The organism is Aromatoleum diolicum (assembly GCF_012910955.1).
GTDB classification, from domain to species: domain Bacteria; phylum Pseudomonadota; class Gammaproteobacteria; order Burkholderiales; family Rhodocyclaceae; genus Aromatoleum; species Aromatoleum diolicum.
In genome coordinates this window covers 1-19,240 of sequence record NZ_WTVQ01000066.1, presented here as the reverse complement: position 1 = coordinate 19,240, position 19,240 = coordinate 1, and the positions used below count along the sequence as shown (strand labels likewise).

The window sequence follows — 19,240 nt, the reverse complement described above, 5'->3', positions numbered from 1 at the left end:
GCCGAGTGCGCGAAGATCGACTATCCGAAGCCCGATGGGGTGCTGAGCTTCGACCGCCTCTCGTCGGTGTTCCTGTCGAACACCAACCACGAGGAAGATCAGCCCTGCCATCTGCAGCTGAAGGATGTGTCGGTGCCGATCGCAGTGAACCTCGCCAAGTACGACGCCCCCGAGCAGCGCTACTGCCCGGCCGGCGTGTACGAGATCGTGAGGGACGAGTCGGGGCACTCATCTGCCAGCCGCGCCCGCCTGCAGATCAACGCGCAGAACTGCGTGCACTGCAAGACCTGCGATATCAAGGATCCGACGCAGAACATCAACTGGGTCGTGCCGCAGGGCGGCGAAGGGCCGATCTATCAGGGCATGTGACGGCCTGATGCAACCTCTTTCAAGGGGGTGCCACAAAAAACGCTTGCGGGGCCTTCTCTCCCTCCCTCCTTCCCCTATGCGTGGCACCTTCCTTTTTATTCAAGCAGCGACTGTCTGTCGGCCGTCGCCTCGGCGAGGTGGGTCTTCGCCCGCTCGCGGAACATCTTCGGACTCATGCCGGTGTGCTTGCGGACTACTTGCTACCCCATATCTGCTCAAGCCGCGCATCACGCCCACAACCGCGACGGTAAAACTGGTAGCGGAGCGGATTCTTCTTGTAGTAGTCCTGATGGTATTCCTCCGCCGGGTAGAAGGTGGCGGCCGCGACGATCTCGGTATGGATCTGCGCGAACTTGCCGCTTTGCAACAAGGCATCGCGGCTCGCCTCGGCGGCTTTGCGCTGCTCCTCGTTCTGGAAGTAGATGCCGCTGCGATACTGCGTCCCGTGATCGCAGAACTGGCGGTCCTTGACCGTCGGGTCGACGTTTCGCCAGAAGTGGTCGAGCAATTGCGCATAGCTCACGCGCGCCGGATCGTAGCGCACGCGCACCGCCTCCGTGTGTCCGGTCGCGCCCGAGCTCACTTCCTGGTAGCTCGGATTGGCGGTTTTGCCGCCGGTATAGCCGGATTCCGCGCTGATCACGCCGGGCAGCTTTTCGAAATCCGACTCCGTACACCAGAAGCAGCCGCTGGCAAAAATCGCGGTGACGCCGCCCGCCGGATTGGCAGTGTCGGCAGCGATGCCGTTGGAAAGCACGAGCGCAAGAAGCGTGGCGACAGCGAATTGGGCTCTCATGTGCGCAGCTCCGGCAATGGGGCGCCACGTACGACAAACTGCAAGGCCACGCCATTGTTGCAATAGCGTTGGCCGGTCGGTTTGGGGCCGTCGTCAAAAACGTGCCCCTGATGTCCGCCGCAGCGTGAGCAGTGGTATTCGGTACGTGGCAGGATGTGCTTGAAATCCGTGCGTGTCGCAACGGCAGCAGGAAGCGCCTGCCAGAAGCTGGGCCAGCCGGTGCCGCTTTCATATTTTGCGGCACTGTCGAACAGCGGCTGGAAACAGGCGGCGCAGAGGTAGGTGCCCTCGCGCTTCTCCTGGTTGAGCGGACTGCTGCCGGGGCGTTCGGTCGCCTCGTCGAACAGCACCTCATATGCCGCCGCGGGTAGCAATTTTGCCCACTCGGCCCTGGATTTCACGAGTCTGGGGCCGGCCTTGTCCGCTGCACTGGCGAGGCGATGGCCGCCGAGCGACAGCAAGGACAAACCCAGCAGGGAATATAACGATTGACGTCGGTTCATGATTTTCCCCAAAAGATAGTGATCTGCACAGGAATCGCCTGCATTCGAGCGGCGGCCGGGATGCGGCCGGGCAGGGCAAGCGCCTGCGACACCTCACCGGTTTCCAGCTGTTGGACAAACGCCGCAAGATCTGGTTGTTCGGTCATAGGGCGGCTTGGAAGTCTGCTTCGTCGGCGACCGGCCGGCGGACAGCCACGACCATCTTCGGCGGTGTTCAGTTCGACGAGGGCGACCGTGTGCGGGGAATTGGTGCGCGTACTGGACGCGGCCAAGAATGTTGCGGAAATCGGCGTAAGGTTCGCCAGCGCCTGCCAGGACATTGACCGCTCCAGTGGTGTCGATGGAGCTTAGTCGGCCGCGCCGTCGAAATATTACAGGCCGTGGCAAAAACCGCGAGACAAGGCACGGTCCCGGCGTGGCGCGTTGCGCGGGTTCCGCCGTGTAAGCGAACGCCAGGATTGCGCCTTGTGCAAAAAAATGGCGCGGTTCAGCCCGCGCCATCCGTATCAGCCAAGTGCGACGGACTCGATTGCAGTCCGGCACACGCTGTTTCCGATTGCCATTTCCTTACCAGGCCGTCTCGCGCTCCGCGGTGGCGGTGATCTTGTGGATCGACAGGTCGGCGCCGGCGAATTCCTCTTCCGCGTCAAGGCGCAGGCCGATGGTGGCGCGGATGACGCCATACACGACTCCACCGCCAACCAGCGCGATGACGATGCCGGCCAGAGTGCCGATCACCTGGGCAGCGAAGCTGACGCCGCCGATGCCGCCGAGGGCGGTGCTGCCGAAGATGCCCGCGGCGATGCCGCCCCAGGCGCCGCACAGGCCATGCAGCGGCCACACGCCGAGCACGTCGTCGATCTTCCAGCGGTTCTGGGCGGTGGTGAAGAGGAACACGAAGAGCCCACCCGCGACGGCGCCGACGAATAGCGCACCAAGCGGGTGCATCAGGTCGGAGCCGGCGCACACGGCGACGAGGCCGGCGAGCGGGCCGTTATGCACGAAGCCCGGGTCGTTGCGGCCGGCGGCGAGCGCTGCAAGGGTGCCGCCGATCATCGCCATCAGCGAGTTGAGGGCGACCAGGCCGTTGACTGCTTCGAGGCGCTGGGCGCTCATGACGTTGAAGCCGAACCAGCCGACGGTGAGGATCCATGCGCCGAGGGCGAGGAAGGGGATGCTTGACGGCGGATGTGCCGAGATCGCCCCGTCCTTGTGGTAGCGGCCGCGGCGCGCGCCGAGCAGCAGCACCGCGGGCAGCGCGATCCAGCCGCCGAAGGCGTGCACCACGACGCTGCCGGCGAAGTCATGGAATTTGGCGCCGAAGGCCGCTTCAAGCCAGTCCTGGAAGCCGAGGTTGCCGTTCCAGACGATGCCCTCGAAGAACGGATAGACGAAGCCGACGAGCAGGAAGGTGGCGATCAGCTGCGGCACGAAGCGCGCGCGTTCGGCGATGCCGCCGGAGATGATCGCCGGAATGGCCGCGGCGAAGGTCAGCAGGAAGAAGAACTTGACCAGTTCATAACCCGAATTCGCGGCGAGCTGCTCGGCGCTGACGAAGAAGCCGGTGCCGTAGGCAAGCGAGTAGCCGACGATGAAGTAGGCGAGGGTCGACATCGCAAAGTCGCTGAGAATCTTCACCAGCGCATTGACCTGGTTCTTCTTGCGGACGGTGCCGACTTCGAGAAAGGCGAAGCCGGCGTGCATTGCGAGCACCATGATGGCGCCCAACAACACGAAAAGAACGTCGGCCGAGGTCTTGAACTGCTCCATGAAAAAGGCTCCAGTGGCTTGAAGTGGTGCATCAAGCAATGGCTGTGCCACGTGCTTGGCACTGAAGTTTCAATGACTTGCAAGAGCTCTGCACAATATCGGGTCGTTGTAGGCCCGCAAGTGGTGCATGGGGCGTACAGCGGCGCACGATCACGGTGCATGACGCCCGCCATGTCGGCATCGTCCTGGTGCAGAACGTTTTCAATTAATGTATACAATATTTATATTTATTGGCGACAAAGCCTACAATCGGGTTTTTGGATGGTGCTGCAGCGGGATGCTCCAGGATAGGTGCCCTGCGGGGGCGCTCAGCGGCCTGTCGTTTTGGGGAACTGCAAATGAATCGCGACCGGAAGCTCTATGTGGCGGCGGGGGTCTTGCTGCTGCTGTCGCTCATCTGGGGCTACAACTGGGTGGTAATGAAGAAGGTGATGCGCTACGTCGATCCTTTCGATTTTTCCGCCCTGCGTACTTTCCTGGGATCACTCGCGCTGTTTGCGGTATTGGCCGTGCGCGGGCGGCCGCTGCGGCCGGTGGCGCTGGGAGGCATGCTGTGGCTGGGCCTGTTGCAGACTGCGGCATTTACCGGATTGATCCAGTGGGCACTGGTAAGCGGCGGGGCGGGGAAGACCGCGGTGCTGGTCTACACCATGCCGTTCTGGCTGCTGCCAATGGCGCGGATGTTCCTTGGCGAGCGGGTACGCGGTTCGCAGTGGGCGGCGGTGGCGCTGGCGCTGGCGGGGCTGCTGCTGATCCTGGAGCCGTGGACGATGCGTGGCGACGCCCTGAGCACCGTGCTGGCAATCGTCGCAGGCCTGGTGTGGGCGGCGAGTGCGGTGTTCGCCAAGCGCCTGCGTGCCGGCGTGCAGCTCGATCTCCTGTCGCTGACGGCGTGGCAGATGCTGCTCGGGTCGCTGGTGCTGTGCGTGCTGGCGTGGGTGCTGCCGTCCGAGCCGCCGCAGCTGACGCCTTACTTCATCGGCGCACTGGTGTACAACGCGCTGTTCGCGACCGGGCTGGCGTGGCTGATGTGGCTGTTCATCCTTGATCGTCTGCCCGCCGGGCTCGCCGGCCTGTCGTCGCTGGCGGTGCCGGCGGTGGGCGTGCTGGCCGGCTGGGTGGAACTGGGCGAACGCCCCAGCGCGACCGAATCGGTCGGGATGCTGTGCATCGCGGCGGGCCTGGTGGCGATCAGCGCGGTCGCGATGCGTGGCCGGCGAGCCGTGGGCGCGACCGTCAGCGCAGATTCGAAGAGTTGAACAGGATCACCTGGTCGGCGATGAAGCTGACCTGCACGAAGCGCGTGTCGTCGCCCCAGGTGCAACTCTTCACCGCCAACAGATCGCTGCACTTGGTCGGTGCGCCGAGCACTTGCTTGACTTCCTCGTACTTCATGCCGACCTTGAGCTTGTCGTAATTCTTGGGGGTGAGCTTGCTGCAGGCGCTCAGGACGAGGGCGAGGGCGGCAAGGCCGAGGATGCGGGCGGGGTGTTTCATGTTGGCGTGTCTTCCTGTCTGGTGTGCGGGGCGCCTGCGCGATTGTCCCGGAGTGATGGCGGTTTAACATAAGCGTCACGCATCGGTCACGAATTTTTCGTATCCGTCTTCTAGCCTTCGGGTTCATGAAAGACGTCGATTTCGTTACCGAAGAACGCTGCCTGCGGCCATGTTTGCGCATCGCCCTGGTGACCGAAACCTGGCTACCCGAGATCAACGGGGTCGCGCTGACCCTGGGCCGGATGGTCGATGGGCTGATCGAGCGCGGACACCACGTGCAGCTTGTGCGACCGCGTCAGGCGCCATCGGACCGGGCCGAGGACGGCCCGTGTTTCGAGGAGGTGCTGGCGCACGGGGTGCAGATCCCCAGCTATCAGGGTCTGCGCTTCGGCCTGCCGGCGCGTACCCGACTGTTCCGCCTGTGGTCGCGCCAGCGGCCGGACGTGGTGCACGTTGCGACCGAGGGGCCTCTGGGCTGGTCTGCGGTGTCGGCGGCCACGCGCCTGGGCATCCCGGTGACCTCGGACTTCCACACCAATTTCGATTGCTACAGCGCGCACTACGGCGTCGCCTGGCTCCGGCGCCCGGTCTCGGCGTATCTCAAACGCATGCACAACCGCACCGCAGTGACTTTCGTGCCGACGCGCGCGATGGCGCAGGACTTGCGGGCGCGTGGCTATCGTGCCGTGGAGGTGATCGCGCGCGGCGTCGATACGCGGCGCTTTCACCCCGTACGCCGCAGCGCCGCGCTGCGCCAGTCCTGGGGCGTGGGTGAGACGGCGCTGGCGGTGGTGTACGTGGGGCGCGTCGCGCCGGAAAAGAACCTGCCGCTGGTGCTGGAAGCGTTTGATGCGATCCGGCGGGTGCATGCGGATGCGCGGCTGATAATCGTCGGTGACGGGCCGTCGCGCAAGCCGCTGCAGGACAGTCATCCCGAGCATGTGTTCGCCGGCATGCGCAGCGGTGACGATCTCGCGGCGCACTACGCGTCGGGCGACCTGTTCCTGTTTCCAAGCCTGTCGGAAACCTACGGCAATGTCACGATCGAGGCGATGGCGAGCGGATTGTGCGTGGTGGCTTACGACTGCGCGGCAGCCGCTGAAGTCATCGCCAGCGGGCGCGAAGGCATGCTGGCACCTCCCGGCGATGCCGACGCCTTCGTCACGCAGTCGCTGATCGCCGCCGGGGACGCAGCGCTGCGCCGCAGGCTTGGTGCCGCGGCGCGCGTGCGCAGCGAATCGCTCGACTGGGAGCGCATCCACGACCGCTTCGCCGGCGCCCTGCAGACGGTCGTCGATGATACGTACCCGGGGCGCGCCGATCTCCTTCCATTCAGGGCGACGGTGCGATAGAAGATGCCGCAAGTCCGTTCGGTATTCATCTCCGACGTCCACCTCGGCACCCGCGCGTGCCAGGCGGACCGCCTGCTCGAGTTCCTGCGCGAGCACCCTTCCGACTACCTATACCTGGTTGGCGACATCGTCGATTTCTGGGCGATGAACCGCAGTATCCAGTGGTCCGCCGCGCAGAATACGGTGGTGCAAAAGGTGCTGCGCCGTGCGCGCCAGGGCTGCCAGGTGTTCTTCATTCCGGGCAACCACGACGAGGCGCTACGGCAGTACGTCGGGATCGCATTCGGCGACATCCGTGTCGAGGCCGAATGGGTGCATGAGGCGGCCGACGGGCGCCGCTACTGGCTCGTGCATGGCGACGAATTCGATCAGGTCACGCGCCACCACCGCTGGGTCGCGGTGCTCGGCGACATCGGCTACAACAGCCTGGTGCGCATCAACCACTGGTTGTCGCATCTGCGTCGTATGCTGCACCGGCCGGGCTACTGGTCGCTGGCGGGTTACGCGAAGCAGAAGGTCAAGCGCGCGGTGAATTTCGTCTTCGACTTCGAGTCGTCGATCGCCCATGCCGCGCGCCGCAAGGGGCTCGATGGCGTGATCTGCGGTCACATCCACTGGGCCGCGGACCAGGAGATCGAAGGCGTGCGCTACATGAATTGCGGCGACTGGGTGGATAGCTGCAGCGCGATCCTCGAGCATGCCGACGGGCGCATGGAAGTGGTGCGCTGGCAAAGTGCCGCCGTGCCGACCGGCGCCATCATCACCGCGATGCGCGTCACGCCGGATCAGGCAGTTGCCGCGTCGAGTCTCACGGCGAACGCTGCGGTGGACAGTTCGCAGCATGCCACCGAGGCACAGCGGCGGGCATCCTGACGTTCGCCCGCCGTTCGGCAGGTGCGTTGCGCGGGATTACCTCTTCCGGCCTTGCCACCAGGCGTCGAGACTGAATGCCCCGGCGCCGTTCGCAACCAGCATCAGCATGCCGCCCGCGATCGCGAGATTCTTCATGAACATGATGGATTGCACCTGGTTGGCGAAATCGGTGTGGAAGATCAGTGCGCTCGCCAGGCAAAACACCGCCAGACCTGCGGCCGCCAGCCGGGTCAGGGCACCGAACAGCACGCCGAGGCCGCCGCCCAGTTCGGCGAAGATCACCAGCGGCAGGAGCGCTCCGGTGACGCCCATCGAGGCCATGTACTGCTGGGTGCCGGCATAACCGGCGCCGAGTTTGCCCCAGCCGGCGACGATGAAGATCAGCGCGAGAAGGACGCGCGCCGCGAGGGAAGTGATGTCTCTCATCATGTTCTCCTTGTTGTTGTCGGGTTTGCGTACCCTCCTATCTATGTAGTCGACATGCGTAGCGAATGCATGGCGACCCGCGCCGCGTAATGCGTGCGCGGGCGCGGCGATTCATTTCGGGATCTGCACGATATGCAGCAGATTGGTGCTGCCGCTGCGCCCGAAAGGCAGGCCGGCGATGACGACGACGTCGTCGCCGGCGCGCGCGAAGCCATGCGTGACGACTGCGGCGCTGGCGTGTTCGACCATTTCCAGAACGTCATGCACGTCCTCGAACGGCACCGGGTGCACGCCCCACACCAGCGCGAGGCGGCGCGCGGTGGTGAGCTGCGGGGTCAGGCCGAGGATCGGCGTGCTCGGGCGTTCGCGGCTGGCGCGCAGGCAGGTGAAGCCGCTGGCGCTGTAGGCGACGGTCGCGGCCGGTTCGATCAGCGCCGTGACGCGACGCAGCGCGCAGCAGATCGCCTCCGGCGTGTTGGCGGCGGCGGGCGTGTGGCTGGCTTCGAGGCCGGGTCGCCAGGCGGGATCCTGTTCGACCTGGGTGATGATGCGATCCATGATCGTCACGGCTTCGACCGGATACTGGCCCGAGGCCGATTCGGCCGACAGCATGACGGCGTCGGCGCCATCGTAGATCGCAGTGGCGACGTCGGAAGCCTCGGCGCGTGTCGGCACCGGCGAGACGATCATCGATTCCAGCATCTGCGTCGCGACGACCACCGGGCGGCCGGCGGCGCGGGCGGCGCGCACGATGCGCTTCTGCAGCATCGGCACCTGTTCTGGCGGCAGTTCGACGCCGAGGTCGCCGCGTGCGACCATCACGCCGTCGGCCAGCGCGACGATCTCGTCGAGGCGCTCGATGGCGGCTGGTTTTTCCAGCTTGGCCATGATCCATGCGCGGTCACCGATGATCTCGCGTGCCTCGCGGATGTCTTCGGGGCGCTGCACAAAGGACAGCGCCACCCAGTCGACACCGAGCGACAGGCCGTAGTCGAGGTCGGCGAGGTCTTTCGGCGTCAGCGGCGAAATCGGCAGCACGACGCCGGGCACATTGACGCCCTTGCGGTCCGACAGCGCACCGCCGACGATCACCGTGGTGTCGGCGAAGTCCGCGCCGAAGGCATCCACGCGCAGGCGCAGCTTGCCGTCGTCGAGCAGCAGTTCGGTGCCGGCTTCGAGCGCGGCGAAGATCTCGGGGTGGGGCAGGTTGGCGCGCGTCGCGTCGCCGGGCGTGGCGTCGAGATCGAGACGGAAGCGGCTCCCCGCATGCAGCATGACCTTGCCGTCCGCGAGCTTGCCGATGCGCAGCTTCGGCCCCTGCAGATCCATCAGGATGCCGATCGGGCGGCCGGTTTCGCGCTCGATGTCGCGAATCTGGCGCAGGCGTTCGGCGTGATCGGCGTGGCTGCCGTGGCTGAAGTTCAGGCGGAATACGTCGGCCCCCGCGTTGAACAGCGCGCGGATGCGTTCGGGCGTGGCACTGGACGGGCCGAGGGTGGCGAGGATGCGCGACTGGCGATGGCGTCTCATGGCCTCACTCCGCCATCAGTGCGGCGATGCCGGCGCGCGCAACCTGCGCGTCTTCGGCTGCCTTGACGCCGGACACCCCGACTGCGCCGATCACGCAACCGTCGACGACGATCGGCTCGCCGCCTTCGAGCGGCACCACCGGCATCGCCAGCGCGGCAAAGCGGCCGTTGTTGATCATGTCTTCGAGTACCTTGCTGGGCTTGCCGCTCATCACGCTGGTGCGCGCCTTCTCGGGGGCGACCAGCGCGCTCGACGGCGGTGCGCCGTCCAGGCGCTGCAGCCACAAGGCGTGGCCGCCGGCGTCGCACACCGCGATGGTGACGGCCCAGCCGTTGCGGACGGCTTCGGCCTCGGCGGCTGCGGCGATGCGTTTGACGTCGTCGAGCGTCAGTGCCTTGATGGTCTTCATTGCGTGTTTCCTCCTGTTGTCTGATGGTGCGTCGTCGGCCTTAAAGCACGACGATCGCACGGAAATCGTTCACGTTCGTCAGTGTCGGGCCGGTGACCAGCGAATCGCCCAACGCCTCGAAGAAGCCGTGTCCGTCGTTGTTCGCGAGGCTGTCGCGCGGGCGGATGCCCTGTGCCCAGGCGCGCTTGAGCGTGTCCGGTGCGACGAAGGCGCCGGCGATTTCCTCCTGCCCGTCGACGCCGTCGGTGTCGCCGGCCACCGCATACACGCCGGGCTCGCCGTCGAGTGCGACCGCGAGCGACAGCAGAAATTCGACGTTGCGCCCGCCGCGGCCGTTGCCGCGCACCGTCACCGTGGTTTCGCCGCCGGACAATAACACGCAGGGCGAGGCGACCGGCTGGCGGTGACGGCGCGTCTGCAGCGCGATCCCGGCCATGACCTTGCCGACGTCGCGTGCCTCGCCTTCGATGCTGTCACCGAGCAGCAGCGGCGTGTAGCCGGCGCACGCGGCGACTTTCGCCGCTGCCTCGAGCGCCATTTGCGGCGTGGCAACGAGCGTCGTGCTGACGCGTGCAAGTCGCGCATCGCCCGGCTTGATCGTCTCGCCGCCGCCGCTTTCGAGCAATTCGAGCGCCGCACCGGGCAGATCGATGCCGTAGCGGCGCACGATCTCCAGTGCGTCGGCGCAACTCGTCGGGTCGCCGACCGTCGGGCCGGAGGCGATGTCGATCGGATTGTCGCCGGGCACGTCGGAGATCAGCAGGTTCACGACGCGCGCCGGATAGCAGGCCGCGGCGAGCCGCCCGCCCTTGATCGCGGAGAGGTGGCGGCGCACGCAATTCATCTCCGAGATCGTCGCGCCGGATTTCAGCAGCGCGCGGTTGATCGCCTGCTTGTCCTCCAGCGTGATGCCCGACGCCGGCAGCGGCAGCAGCGCCGAGCCGCCGCCGGAGATCAGGCAGATCACCAGGTCGTCCTCGTTCAGGTCGCGCACCACATCGAGCAGGCGTCCGGCGGCGGCGAGTCCGGCCGCATCCGGCACCGGGTGCGCCGCCTCGACGATCTCGATGCGTTCGCACGGCACCGCGTAGCCGTAGCGGGTCACGACCAGGCCGGACAACGGGCCGGGCCAGCTGCGTTCCAGCGCCTGCGCCATCGCCGCCGACGCCTTGCCGGCGCCGATGACGATGGTACGACCGCGCGGCGGCGCGGGGAGGTGGCGCGGAATGCAGCGTTCGGGCTGGGCAGCTTGCACGGCCGCGGCAAACATCTGTTGCAGCAAGTCGCGGATGTCGGATTGGGCGCTCATCACAAGGCCTTTGTCGGAATGGGCTCGGAGTCCTGAATAGGGTGTGGCCGGCAGGCGTTTGCCCCTGGCCGGCCGCTGTGCTGCTTTGATGCGTTTTTACTGGCCACTCATTGACCACTCACTGGCCGATCTCGAAGTTGGCCATCTTCTCCAGCGCCTGCACCATTGCCGAATGATCGCGCGCGGCGCCGCCGTGCGCAACGCAGGAATTGAACAGCTCCTGGGCGGTCGCGGTGTTCGGCAGCGACATGCCGATCTGGCGCGCAACCGTCAGCGCGAGGTTCAGGTCCTTCTGGTGCAGTTCGATGCGGAAGCCCGGATCGAAGGCGCGCTTGATCATGCGCTCGCCATGCACTTCGAGGATGCGCGACGAGGCGAAGCCGCCCATCAGCGCCTCGCGCACGCGCGCCGGATCGGCGCCGTTCTTCGCCGCGAACAGCAGCGCCTCGGCGACCGCCTCGATGTTCAGCGCGACGATGATCTGGTTGGCGACCTTGCAGGTCTGGCCGTCGCCGTTCTTGCCGACGAGCGTGATGTTCTTGCCCATCAGCTGGAACAGCGGCAGCGCCTTCTCGAAGGTCGAGTGCTTGCCGCCGACCATGATCGACAGCGTGCCGGCTTTCGCGCCGACCTGGCCGCCGGACACCGGCGCGTCGAGGTACTCGCAACCCAGATCGTTGATGCGCTGGGCGAACTGCTTCGTCGCGATCGGGCTGATTGAACTCATGTCGATGACGATCTTGCCCGCGGAAAGCCCTTCGGCAACGCCGTTCGCCGCGAACAGCGCCGCTTCGACGTTGGGCGTGTCGGGCACCATCAGGATGATGAACTCCGACTTCTGCGCGACTTCGCGTGCGGTCTCGCAGGCGGTGGCGCCGGCGTCGATGATCGTGCGCGGCATCTTGCCGTGGGTGTTCACGAACAGCGTGTGGCCGCCGTCGATGAGGTGCTGGGCCATCGGCGTGCCCATGATGCCGAGTCCGATGAATCCGATATTCGCCATGATTGTTTCTCCTTTCTTTATATGTGTAGTTGTCTCTGTGCGGGGCGGGGGGGCTCAGCGCGTCAGTGCCTCGATCCAGCCGAGTCCTTCGCGGGTGGTGGCGGCCGGCTTGTATTCGCAGCCGATCCAGCCTTCGTAGCCGCTGCGGTCGATGAAGTCGAACACATAGCGGTAGTTGATCTCACCCGTGCCCGGCTCGTTGCGGCCCGGGTTGTCGGCGAGCTGGATGTGGGCGATCCGCGGCAGGTAGCGCTTGATCGTGTTCGCCAGTTCGCCTTCCATGCGCTGCGCGTGATAGATGTCGTACTGGATGAACAGGTTGTCCGAGCCGACCGCGTCGAGGATCTCCGCCGCCTGCGCCGTGCGGCTGAGGTAGAAGCCGGGAATGTCGTAGGTGTTGATCGGCTCGACCAGCAGGCGGATGTCCGCGCCCTTGAGCTTGGCGGCGGCGAAGCGCAGGTTCTCGATGAAGGTCTCGCGCACGCGGCCCGCATCGACCCCGGCCGGTGCCTTGCCGGCGAGGCAGTTCACCTGCTTGCAGCCCAGCGCCTGCGCGTAGTCGATCGCGCGGCCGACGCCGTCCTGGAATTCCCCGACGCGCGCCGGATCGCAGGCGATGCCGCGCTCGCCGGCGTCCCAGTTGCCCGCCGGCAGGTTGTGCAGCACCTGCGTCAGACCGTAGCGTTCGAGTCGCTCGGCGAGCTCTTCCTTGCGGAAGGCGTACGGAAACAGGTACTCGACACCCTTGAACCCCGCATCGGCGGCCGCCTCGAAGCGGTCGAGGAAGCCGACCTCGTTGAACAGCATCGTCAGGTTGGCAGCAAACTTTGGCATCTCTCAATTCCCCCGGTTTCAGTCGAGCAGCGCAATCGCGGTCGGCGCATCGGCGCGGCCGTCGGCGAGCGGCTCGAATTCGTTGATCGCGTTGATCTCGGTACCCATCGCGATGTTGGTGACGCGTTCGAGGATGATCTCGACCACCACCGGCACGCGAAACTCTTCCATCCACGCCCGGGCCTGGGCGAACGCGGGCTGGATTTCCTCGGGTGTGCGCACGCGGATCGCCTTGCAGCCCAGGCCTTCGACGACGCCGACGTGATCGACGCCATAGCCTTCGGTCTCCGGCGCGTTGATGTTCTCGAACGCGAGCTGCACGCAGAAGTCCATGTCGAAGCCGCGCTGCGACTGGCGGATCAGGCCGAGGTAGGCGTTATTCACGACCACATGCAGGTAGGGCAGCTTGAACTGCGCGCCCACCGCCAGTTCCTCGATCATGAACTGGAAGTCGTAGTCGCCCGAGATCGCCACCACCTTGCGCCGCGGGTCCGCCGCGACGACGCCGAGGGCCGCCGGCACGGTCCAGCCGAGCGGGCCGGCCTGGCCGCAGTTGATCCAGTGGCGCGGCTTGTACACGTGCAGGAACTGCGCGGCGGCGATCTGCGACAGGCCGATCGTGCTGACGTAGCAGGTGTCCTTGCCGAAGACCTTGTTCATCTCTTCATACACGCGCTGCGGCTTCATCGGCACTTCGTCGAAGTGCGTCTTGCGTAGCATCGTGCGTTTGCGACCCTGGCATTCCTCGACCCACTGGCGACGGTCGGGCAGGTCGCCTACGGCCTTCATCTCGCGGGCGACCTCGATCAGGCGGTCCAGCGCCAGACCGGCGTCTGACACGATGCCGTAGTCCGGCCCGAACACGCGGCCGATCTGCGTCGGTTCGATGTCGATATGCACGAACTTGCGGCCCTCGGTGTAGACCTCGACCGAGCCGGTGTGGCGGTTCGCCCAGCGGTTGCCGATACCCATCACGAAGTCGGACGCGAGCATCGTCGCGTTGCCATAGCGGTGCGAGGTCTGCAGGCCGACCATGCCGGCCATCAGCGGATGGTCGTCGGGAATCGAACCCCAGCCCATCAGCGTCGGGATCACCGGCACACCCATGATCTCGGCAAATTGCTGCAGCTTCGCGGCCGCATCGGCGTTGATCACCCCGCCACCGGCGACGATCAGCGGGCGCTCGGCGGCGTTCAGCATCGCGATCGCCTTCTCGGCCTGCGCGCGGCTCGCGGCGGGCTTGTACGCCGGCAGCGGCTCGTAGGTGTCGATGTCGAACTCGATCTCGGCCATCTGCACGTCGAAGGGCAGGTCGATCAGCACCGGGCCGGGACGGCCCGAGCGCATGATGTGGAAGGCCTGCTGGAACACGCGCGGCACCTGCGCCGGCTCGCGCACCGTCACCGCCCACTTGGTCACGGGCTTGGCGATCGTCTCGATATCGACCGCCTGGAAGTCTTCCTTGTAGAGACGGGCGCGCGGCGCCTGGCCGGTGATGCAGAGGATGGGTATCGAATCGGCCGATGCGGAGTAGAGCCCCGTGATCATGTCGGTGCCCGCCGGGCCCGAGGTGCCGATGCACACGCCGATATTGCCGGCCCTGGTGCGGGTGTAGCCTTCGGCCATGTGCGAGGCGCCCTCGACGTGGCGGGCGAGGTAGTGCTTGAAGCTGCCATCCTTGCGCAGTGCCGAATAAAGCGGGTTGATCGCCGCGCCGGGAATGCCGAACAACGTTGTGATGCCTTCCTTGCGCAACACTGCCGCGGCGGCGTCGACTGCTCTCATGCGTGCCATGGTGTCTCCTCCTGTTTCCTGTTCCGGCTCGGGGCCGCTGATTGACGTTGGATGCAGGATAGGGAGGAACGCAGCCGGAATGAATTGGCGCGGGAATCCTTTCTGTCGATACTTCAGATATCGAATGAGGGAGCGCACCAAGAAAAGGAACGCCCCCGGTGGATTGCCGGGGGCGTGGTTCGTGATTGGGGCGCCTCGCACCGTGGGCGAGGCGGCGGACTGTCGTTCGTCGTGGCCGTCGACGTCAGTGGCTCACTTCGTGGCCGATGATGCCGCCAACCGCCGCGCCGCCGACTGCGCCGGCAGTCGAGCCGGTCACGGCGTGACCAACACCTGCGCCGACCGCAGCGCCGAGGATGGTGCCGCCGGTGTGCGTGCAGGCCGACAGGCTGAAGGCGGTGGCCACGATGACGAGAATCGATTTCAGGCTTTGGCTGTGCATGATGTTCTCCTTTCGGCTGCCCGGCCTGCCGGAGTTGCAGGCGAGGCCGGTGCCGCCGCGCTTATTTCGCCGGTTCGCTGCCGGTCGCCGGGACACTTGGCCGCGGCGATGAAGAGCTTTCTCCGAGCTCGCGAACTGGTTCCATGCTAGGAGTCGTGCGGGAGGGCGTCTGTCGGACGAAGCGGAATCGCCTGTAGGACGATTCCTGCAAGGCACTGGCTGGCGGCCCAGAAGGCGCTCACCAACGCGGACTTGGTCCGCCCTTTCGTCTCTTGCGTTCGTGCCGCCCAATCGCTCAGCCCACATCCACCGGCAGGGCCTGCCTGTCCACGACCCGCCGCAGCACGAAACTCGAATGCACGCCGGTCACGCCGGGGATGCGCGTGATGCGGTTCAGCAGCAGTTCCTGGTAGCCATCCATGTCCCGCACCACGACTTTCAGCTGGTAGTCGGCGGCCTGTCCGGTGATCAGCAGGCACTCCAGCACTTCCGGGATGTCCCGCACGGCGGCCTCGAAATCCGTGAAGCGCTCCTGCGTGTGCCGGTCCATCGAAATCTGGATCAGCGCCATCAGCGACAGGCCCAGCGCCTTCGCGTCCAGTTCGGCGCGATAGCCGGTGATGAAACCCGCTTCCTCCAGTGCGCGCACCCGGCGCAGGCACGGGGAGGGCGACAGCCCGATGCGGTCGGCGAGGTCCTGGTTGCTGATGCGTCCGTCCTGCTGCAGCACCCGCAGGATCTCGCGGTCGTAGCGATCGATTTGCATGGAATTGCCGTAATTTTATGTGTTGTGTTGTCGTAAGCTTTAAATTAGCTTAGCGGCGCAATAATCTGCCAATTATACCGCTGAAAGTGCGCGAAAACGCAAGCCTCTGCCAACGCCTTTTCCGTATCATGCTTCCCATCGACAACGACTATCGGCACCTCAGGACCTCATCATGTTGACCAATCCGTCCAGCAAGTACCGCCCCTTCCCGCCGGTGAACCTCCCCGACCGCCAGTGGCCGAGCCGCGTCATCGACAAGCCGCCCGTGTGGATGAGTACGGACCTGCGTGACGGCAACCAGTCGCTCTTCGAACCGATGGACGGCGAGAAGAAGATGCGCCTCTTCCAAACTTTGTGCGACGTGGGCTTCAAGGAGATCGAGGTCGCCTTCCCGTCGGCCTCGCAGATCGAATTCGACTTCGTGCGCGAACTCATCGAAGGCGGACACATCCCCGAGGACGTCACGATCGAGGTCCTGACTCAGGCGCGTGAGCCCCTCATCCGCCGCACGCTGGAGTCGATCCGCGGCGCGAAGCGCGTGATTGTGCATGTGTATAACGCCACCTCCGAGCCCTTCCGCGACATGGTCTTCAGCATGAGCAAGACCGAGATCATCGAGCTCGCGGTGTCGACCGTGAAGCTCATCAAGGAACTCGCCGCTGAACAGCCCGAGACCGAGATCGTCCTCCAGTACAGTCCCGAGACCTTCACCGCCACCGAGCTCGACTTCGCGCTCGAAGTCTGCAACGCAGTGACCGAAGCCTGGGGCGCGACCCCCGACAACAAAGTCATCCTCAACCTCCCCGCGACGGTCGAGGTCGCGACGCCGAACATCCACGCCGACCAGATCGAGTGGATGCACCGCAACGTCGCGCGCCGCGACAGCGTCGTCATCAGCGTGCATCCGCACAACGACCGCGGCACGGCCGTCGCCGCTGCAGAACTCGCGCTCATGGCCGGCGCCGACCGTGTCGAAGGCTGCCTTTTCGGCAACGGCGAGCGCACCGGCAACGTCGACATCGTCACGCTTGCGCTCAACCTCTACACGCAAGGCGTGAATCCTGGCCTCGACTTCTCGGACATCAACGCCGTTGCCCGAACCGTGGAACACTGTACCCAGCTCCCCATCTCCCCGCGCCACCCCTACGTCGGGGACCTCGTCTTCACGGCCTTCTCCGGCTCCCATCAAGACGCCATCAAGAAGGGTTTTGCCGCCGCCGCCCACAAGGCACTCAGTGGCCAAACAAGCCCGTGGAACGTGCCCTACCTCCCCATCGACCCGGCAGACGTCGGCCGCAGCTACGACTCGGTGATCCGGGTCAACAGCCAGTCCGGCAAGGGCGGGATCGCCTACCTGCTCGAAGCCGAATACGGCATCGTCCTGCCGCGGCGCTTGCAGGTGGAGTTCGCGGCCGTCGTGCAGCAACACGCGGACACGCACAAGGGCGAAGTCACGGCCGCCGACATCTGGCGCCTGTTCTCCGAGACCTACCTGACCAACGACAAGTCCGCGCGCTACGTCGAGCACCACCTCTTCGAACACGGCGACGCCCAAGGCATCCGCCTCACGCTCGACGTGAATGGCGAGGCGCAGACGCTCGTCGCCGAAGGCAACGGCCCGATCGACGCCGCGGTGCGTGCGCTCCACAACCTCGGCATCGACCTGCAGGTGCGCAGCTACGAAGAGCGCTCGTTCGGCAGCAGCACCCAGTGCGGCGACGCCCGCGCCTACGCACTGATCGAAGTGGCCCGCCCGGGAGCCGCCGGCGACTGCTACGGCGTCGGCATCGACGAGAACATCGTCACCGCATCGATCAAGGCGATGGTGAGCGCGCTCAATCGCGCCGGCGGCGCGGCGCTCGCGACCGATAGGCCGCACGCGGCCTGACCAGAGCGGGGGAGCGGACGCTCCGGCGTCCGCCCCGCGCGGGCCGCGCTCGACGTGCCGGCACCCCCGAATCGGTCGCCGACTTCCTGCGTCGCGTGGCGTCGATCGAGCATCAACACTGCCCCTGTTGCGGCAGCGGACAGATGTACGTGGTGGCCGTCATCGCCCCTGCGCCACGGGCGCTTCACCTGCGAGGACCACCATAATCGCGAGGGCAATCGACGATTCCACTTCCGAGCGCAGCGCCGTGCGCTCGCGGCGGCACTCGCCCCGAATTCGGCGCGGCACTCCCGTCCGGCCTCACCGTTACCATGACCGACCGAAGCGTGCTGCTCCCGGCTCCCGCCTTGCCCGCTTCGCATGCCCGAAAGATCGCTCGCCTCATGCCAAAGGATTGACGCCGCAGGATCGCCGCTTACAATCCCCATAGCATCCGCCGTCGCGGCGGTTCAGTCCAACGAGGTTTATTCGCCGCCATGCCGCCTCGCCTTCCTCAAACTCTGCCGCTGCGGCGGATAAACGCTATTCGTTGGGCATCTTGATTTTCGCAGCGAGGTCGAATTGAGTCACAAATTATTACTTGTCGATTTTGAGAACGTTCAACAGGTCGATCTGAGTCGCCTTGAAGCCAACTTTCACGTCGTAATCTTTGTTGGTTCAAGTCAGAAGAGTGTTCCGATTGATCTTGTTGCAAGCGCTCAAAAACTCGGAGAGCGAGTGGAGTGGCAGCGCGTCGACGGGAATGGCAGCAACGCCCTTGATTTTTACATCGCTTGCCAACTCGGGCGTGTGATCGAGAAATCTCCGAGTCTTCATTGCATTGTTTTGTCCAAGGACAAAGGTTTCGACCCATTGCTGCGGTACCTGAACAAAAATGGCTTGAAGTGCAAACGCATAAACAGCCTGCTTGAACTTGAACCGAAGACCGCCACCACCGAAGAGCCAAATTACAAACGCGTTTTTGACCTTTTGAGCAAATCGGAAAAGAAGTCGCGGCCTCGCAAGCGAGCAACACTGTCACAGCACATCTCTTCAATGTTTCAGAAAAATATTGCCCAAAGCGATGTCGATAGAATAATTGACATTCTCTTTGCAAACAAAATGATTTCGGAAACCAACAACACCATCACCTATGAGTTCTAAGCTGCCCAACCCGGCGGTCGACCTCGCTCCCTCCGGTCGCTGGACGCTGCGCGATAAAGCCTCGCAGCGCCGGTCACCTCTACGTTATGCGGCATAGGCGGACCTATGGCAACCGAGAAAGAACTTGACCGCGCGCTCGCGGCGGAACTGGAAAGCAACCCCACATTCATGGCCTGGCTTATTTCTCAGACCAAGTTTGCCGGCTGCGGGGCAAGCTTTGTTAGCTGCCGCGCGGACCACCCGTGGGGCACGCATCCTTTCCCCGTCATCAATTCGGTCACTGGTGAGAGCAGCACCACCAAACGCCAGTCAGAGACCGATGTTCTCCTCGTCGTATCCGACCGAGATGGTCGGATACTTGGTCTGCACATTGAGAATAAGGTTGGTGCAGGCAAGTTCACTGATCTACTGAATCGCCCCGAGTTTGGTGGAGGCTCTAACTCTTGAGAAGATAGAGCCATGAAGAAGTCTGTGAAGTTCTCCCCTGAAGTCCGTGAGCGTGCCGTACGCATGGTGGCCGAGTGTCGCGGCAACCA

Annotated in this window: 21 protein-coding genes and 1 pseudogene; 8 read left to right on the top strand and 14 right to left on the bottom strand. The window is 65.0% G+C overall.

Annotated elements, in window-relative coordinates; genetic code table 11:
• A partial coding sequence (locus tag GPA25_RS22340) for a 4Fe-4S dicluster domain-containing protein (protein ID WP_169262617.1) occupies positions 1–369 on the top strand: 369 nt, incomplete at its 5' end.
• Positions 370–562: 193 nt separating this feature from the next.
• Here the strand turns inward: GPA25_RS22340 and msrA are convergent.
• The 4 genes from msrA to GPA25_RS22320 all read right to left on the bottom strand — a co-directional run bounded on the left by msrA (position 563) and on the right by GPA25_RS22320 (position 3,438).
• On the bottom strand, positions 563–1,165 hold the full coding sequence (msrA, locus tag GPA25_RS22335; protein WP_169262616.1) for a peptide-methionine (S)-S-oxide reductase MsrA: 603 nt from the start codon (positions 1,163–1,165) through the stop codon (positions 563–565).
• Entirely contained in the window at positions 1,162–1,668 is a 507-nt protein-coding gene (gene msrB, locus GPA25_RS22330) for a peptide-methionine (R)-S-oxide reductase MsrB (protein ID WP_169262615.1), read from the bottom strand. Before msrB ends, msrA begins: the two co-directional genes overlap by 4 nt.
• Positions 1,665–1,988, bottom strand: coding sequence for a hypothetical protein (locus tag GPA25_RS22325; RefSeq protein ID WP_169262614.1), 324 nt, complete (start codon positions 1,986–1,988; stop codon positions 1,665–1,667). Before GPA25_RS22325 ends, msrB begins: the two co-directional genes overlap by 4 nt.
• A gap of 247 nt (positions 1,989–2,235) precedes the next feature.
• Positions 2,236–3,438, bottom strand: a complete 1,203-nt coding sequence (locus tag GPA25_RS22320; RefSeq protein ID WP_169262613.1) for an ammonium transporter — start codon at positions 3,436–3,438, stop codon at positions 2,236–2,238.
• A 338-nt stretch (positions 3,439–3,776) separates the two neighbouring features.
• On the opposite strand from GPA25_RS22320, the gene GPA25_RS22315 reads away from it, so the two are divergent.
• Positions 3,777–4,697 carry a DMT family transporter gene (locus GPA25_RS22315; protein WP_169262612.1) on the top strand — a complete coding sequence of 307 codons (921 nt, stop codon included), beginning with the start codon at positions 3,777–3,779 and terminating at the stop codon, positions 4,695–4,697.
• On the opposite strand, the gene GPA25_RS22310 is transcribed toward GPA25_RS22315, so the two are convergent.
• Entirely contained in the window at positions 4,675–4,935 is a 261-nt protein-coding gene (locus GPA25_RS22310; RefSeq protein ID WP_169262611.1) for a hypothetical protein, read from the bottom strand. The genes GPA25_RS22315 and GPA25_RS22310 overlap by 23 nt on opposite strands.
• A 125-nt stretch (positions 4,936–5,060) precedes the next feature.
• On the opposite strand from GPA25_RS22310, the gene GPA25_RS22305 reads away from it, so the two are divergent.
• Together GPA25_RS22305 and GPA25_RS22300 are read left to right on the top strand one after the other, a co-directional pair.
• Positions 5,061–6,287: a glycosyltransferase family 4 protein gene (locus GPA25_RS22305; protein ID WP_169262610.1), complete on the top strand. Its 1,227-nt coding sequence runs from the start codon at positions 5,061–5,063 to the stop codon at positions 6,285–6,287.
• Between the two features lie 3 nt (positions 6,288–6,290).
• Complete coding sequence (locus tag GPA25_RS22300; protein WP_169262609.1) at positions 6,291–7,160, top strand: UDP-2,3-diacylglucosamine diphosphatase; 870 nt, start codon at positions 6,291–6,293, stop codon at positions 7,158–7,160.
• A 36-nt stretch (positions 7,161–7,196) separates the two neighbouring features.
• Here GPA25_RS22300 and GPA25_RS22295 read toward each other — a convergent pair whose 3' ends face one another.
• From GPA25_RS22295 to GPA25_RS22255, 9 genes are all read right to left on the bottom strand, one after another.
• Positions 7,197–7,586, bottom strand: a complete 390-nt coding sequence (locus tag GPA25_RS22295) for a DoxX family protein (protein ID WP_246266056.1) — start codon at positions 7,584–7,586, stop codon at positions 7,197–7,199.
• A 111-nt stretch (positions 7,587–7,697) separates the two neighbouring features.
• Complete coding sequence (pyk, locus tag GPA25_RS22290) at positions 7,698–9,116, bottom strand: pyruvate kinase (RefSeq protein ID WP_169262607.1); 1,419 nt, start codon at positions 9,114–9,116, stop codon at positions 7,698–7,700.
• Between the two features lie 4 nt (positions 9,117–9,120).
• Positions 9,121–9,525: a GlcG/HbpS family heme-binding protein gene (locus tag GPA25_RS22285; RefSeq protein WP_169262606.1), complete on the bottom strand. Its 405-nt coding sequence runs from the start codon at positions 9,523–9,525 to the stop codon at positions 9,121–9,123.
• A 40-nt stretch (positions 9,526–9,565) separates the two neighbouring features.
• A complete protein-coding gene (locus GPA25_RS22280) occupies positions 9,566–10,834 on the bottom strand; it encodes a glycerate kinase type-2 family protein (protein ID WP_169262605.1) in 1,269 nt (422 codons plus the stop codon).
• Between the two features lie 118 nt (positions 10,835–10,952).
• Positions 10,953–11,837, bottom strand: coding sequence for a 2-hydroxy-3-oxopropionate reductase (locus GPA25_RS22275; protein WP_169262604.1), 885 nt, complete (start codon positions 11,835–11,837; stop codon positions 10,953–10,955).
• A 54-nt stretch (positions 11,838–11,891) separates the two neighbouring features.
• A complete protein-coding gene (gene hyi / locus GPA25_RS22270) occupies positions 11,892–12,671 on the bottom strand; it encodes a hydroxypyruvate isomerase (RefSeq protein WP_169262603.1) in 780 nt (259 codons plus the stop codon).
• 18 nt (positions 12,672–12,689) lie between these two features.
• Entirely contained in the window at positions 12,690–14,465 is a 1,776-nt protein-coding gene (gene gcl, locus GPA25_RS22265; RefSeq protein WP_169262602.1) for a glyoxylate carboligase, read from the bottom strand.
• A gap of 244 nt (positions 14,466–14,709) precedes the next feature.
• Complete coding sequence (locus GPA25_RS22260; protein ID WP_169262601.1) at positions 14,710–14,907, bottom strand: glycine zipper 2TM domain-containing protein; 198 nt, start codon at positions 14,905–14,907, stop codon at positions 14,710–14,712.
• A gap of 295 nt (positions 14,908–15,202) precedes the next feature.
• A complete protein-coding gene (locus GPA25_RS22255; RefSeq protein WP_169262600.1) occupies positions 15,203–15,673 on the bottom strand; it encodes an Lrp/AsnC family transcriptional regulator in 471 nt (156 codons plus the stop codon).
• Between the two features lie 172 nt (positions 15,674–15,845).
• Here GPA25_RS22255 and leuA point away from each other — a divergent pair, with 172 nt between their 5' ends.
• The 4 genes and pseudogenes from leuA to GPA25_RS22240 all read left to right on the top strand — a co-directional run bounded on the left by leuA (position 15,846) and on the right by GPA25_RS22240 (position 19,151).
• Complete coding sequence (leuA, locus tag GPA25_RS22250; protein ID WP_169262599.1) at positions 15,846–17,561, top strand: 2-isopropylmalate synthase; 1,716 nt, start codon at positions 15,846–15,848, stop codon at positions 17,559–17,561.
• Between the two features lie 18 nt (positions 17,562–17,579).
• Positions 17,580–17,767: pseudogene (locus tag GPA25_RS24400) on the top strand (IS91 family transposase); the annotation flags it as partial.
• A gap of 355 nt (positions 17,768–18,122) precedes the next feature.
• On the top strand, positions 18,123–18,704 hold the full coding sequence (locus tag GPA25_RS22245; RefSeq protein ID WP_169262598.1) for a PIN domain-containing protein: 582 nt from the start codon (positions 18,123–18,125) through the stop codon (positions 18,702–18,704).
• Positions 18,705–18,809: 105 nt separating this feature from the next.
• The gene (locus tag GPA25_RS22240; RefSeq protein WP_169262597.1) at positions 18,810–19,151 is read left to right on the top strand and encodes a hypothetical protein; all 342 of its coding nucleotides are present in this window, start codon (positions 18,810–18,812) and stop codon (positions 19,149–19,151) included.
• Positions 19,152–19,240: the final 89 nt, after the last annotated feature.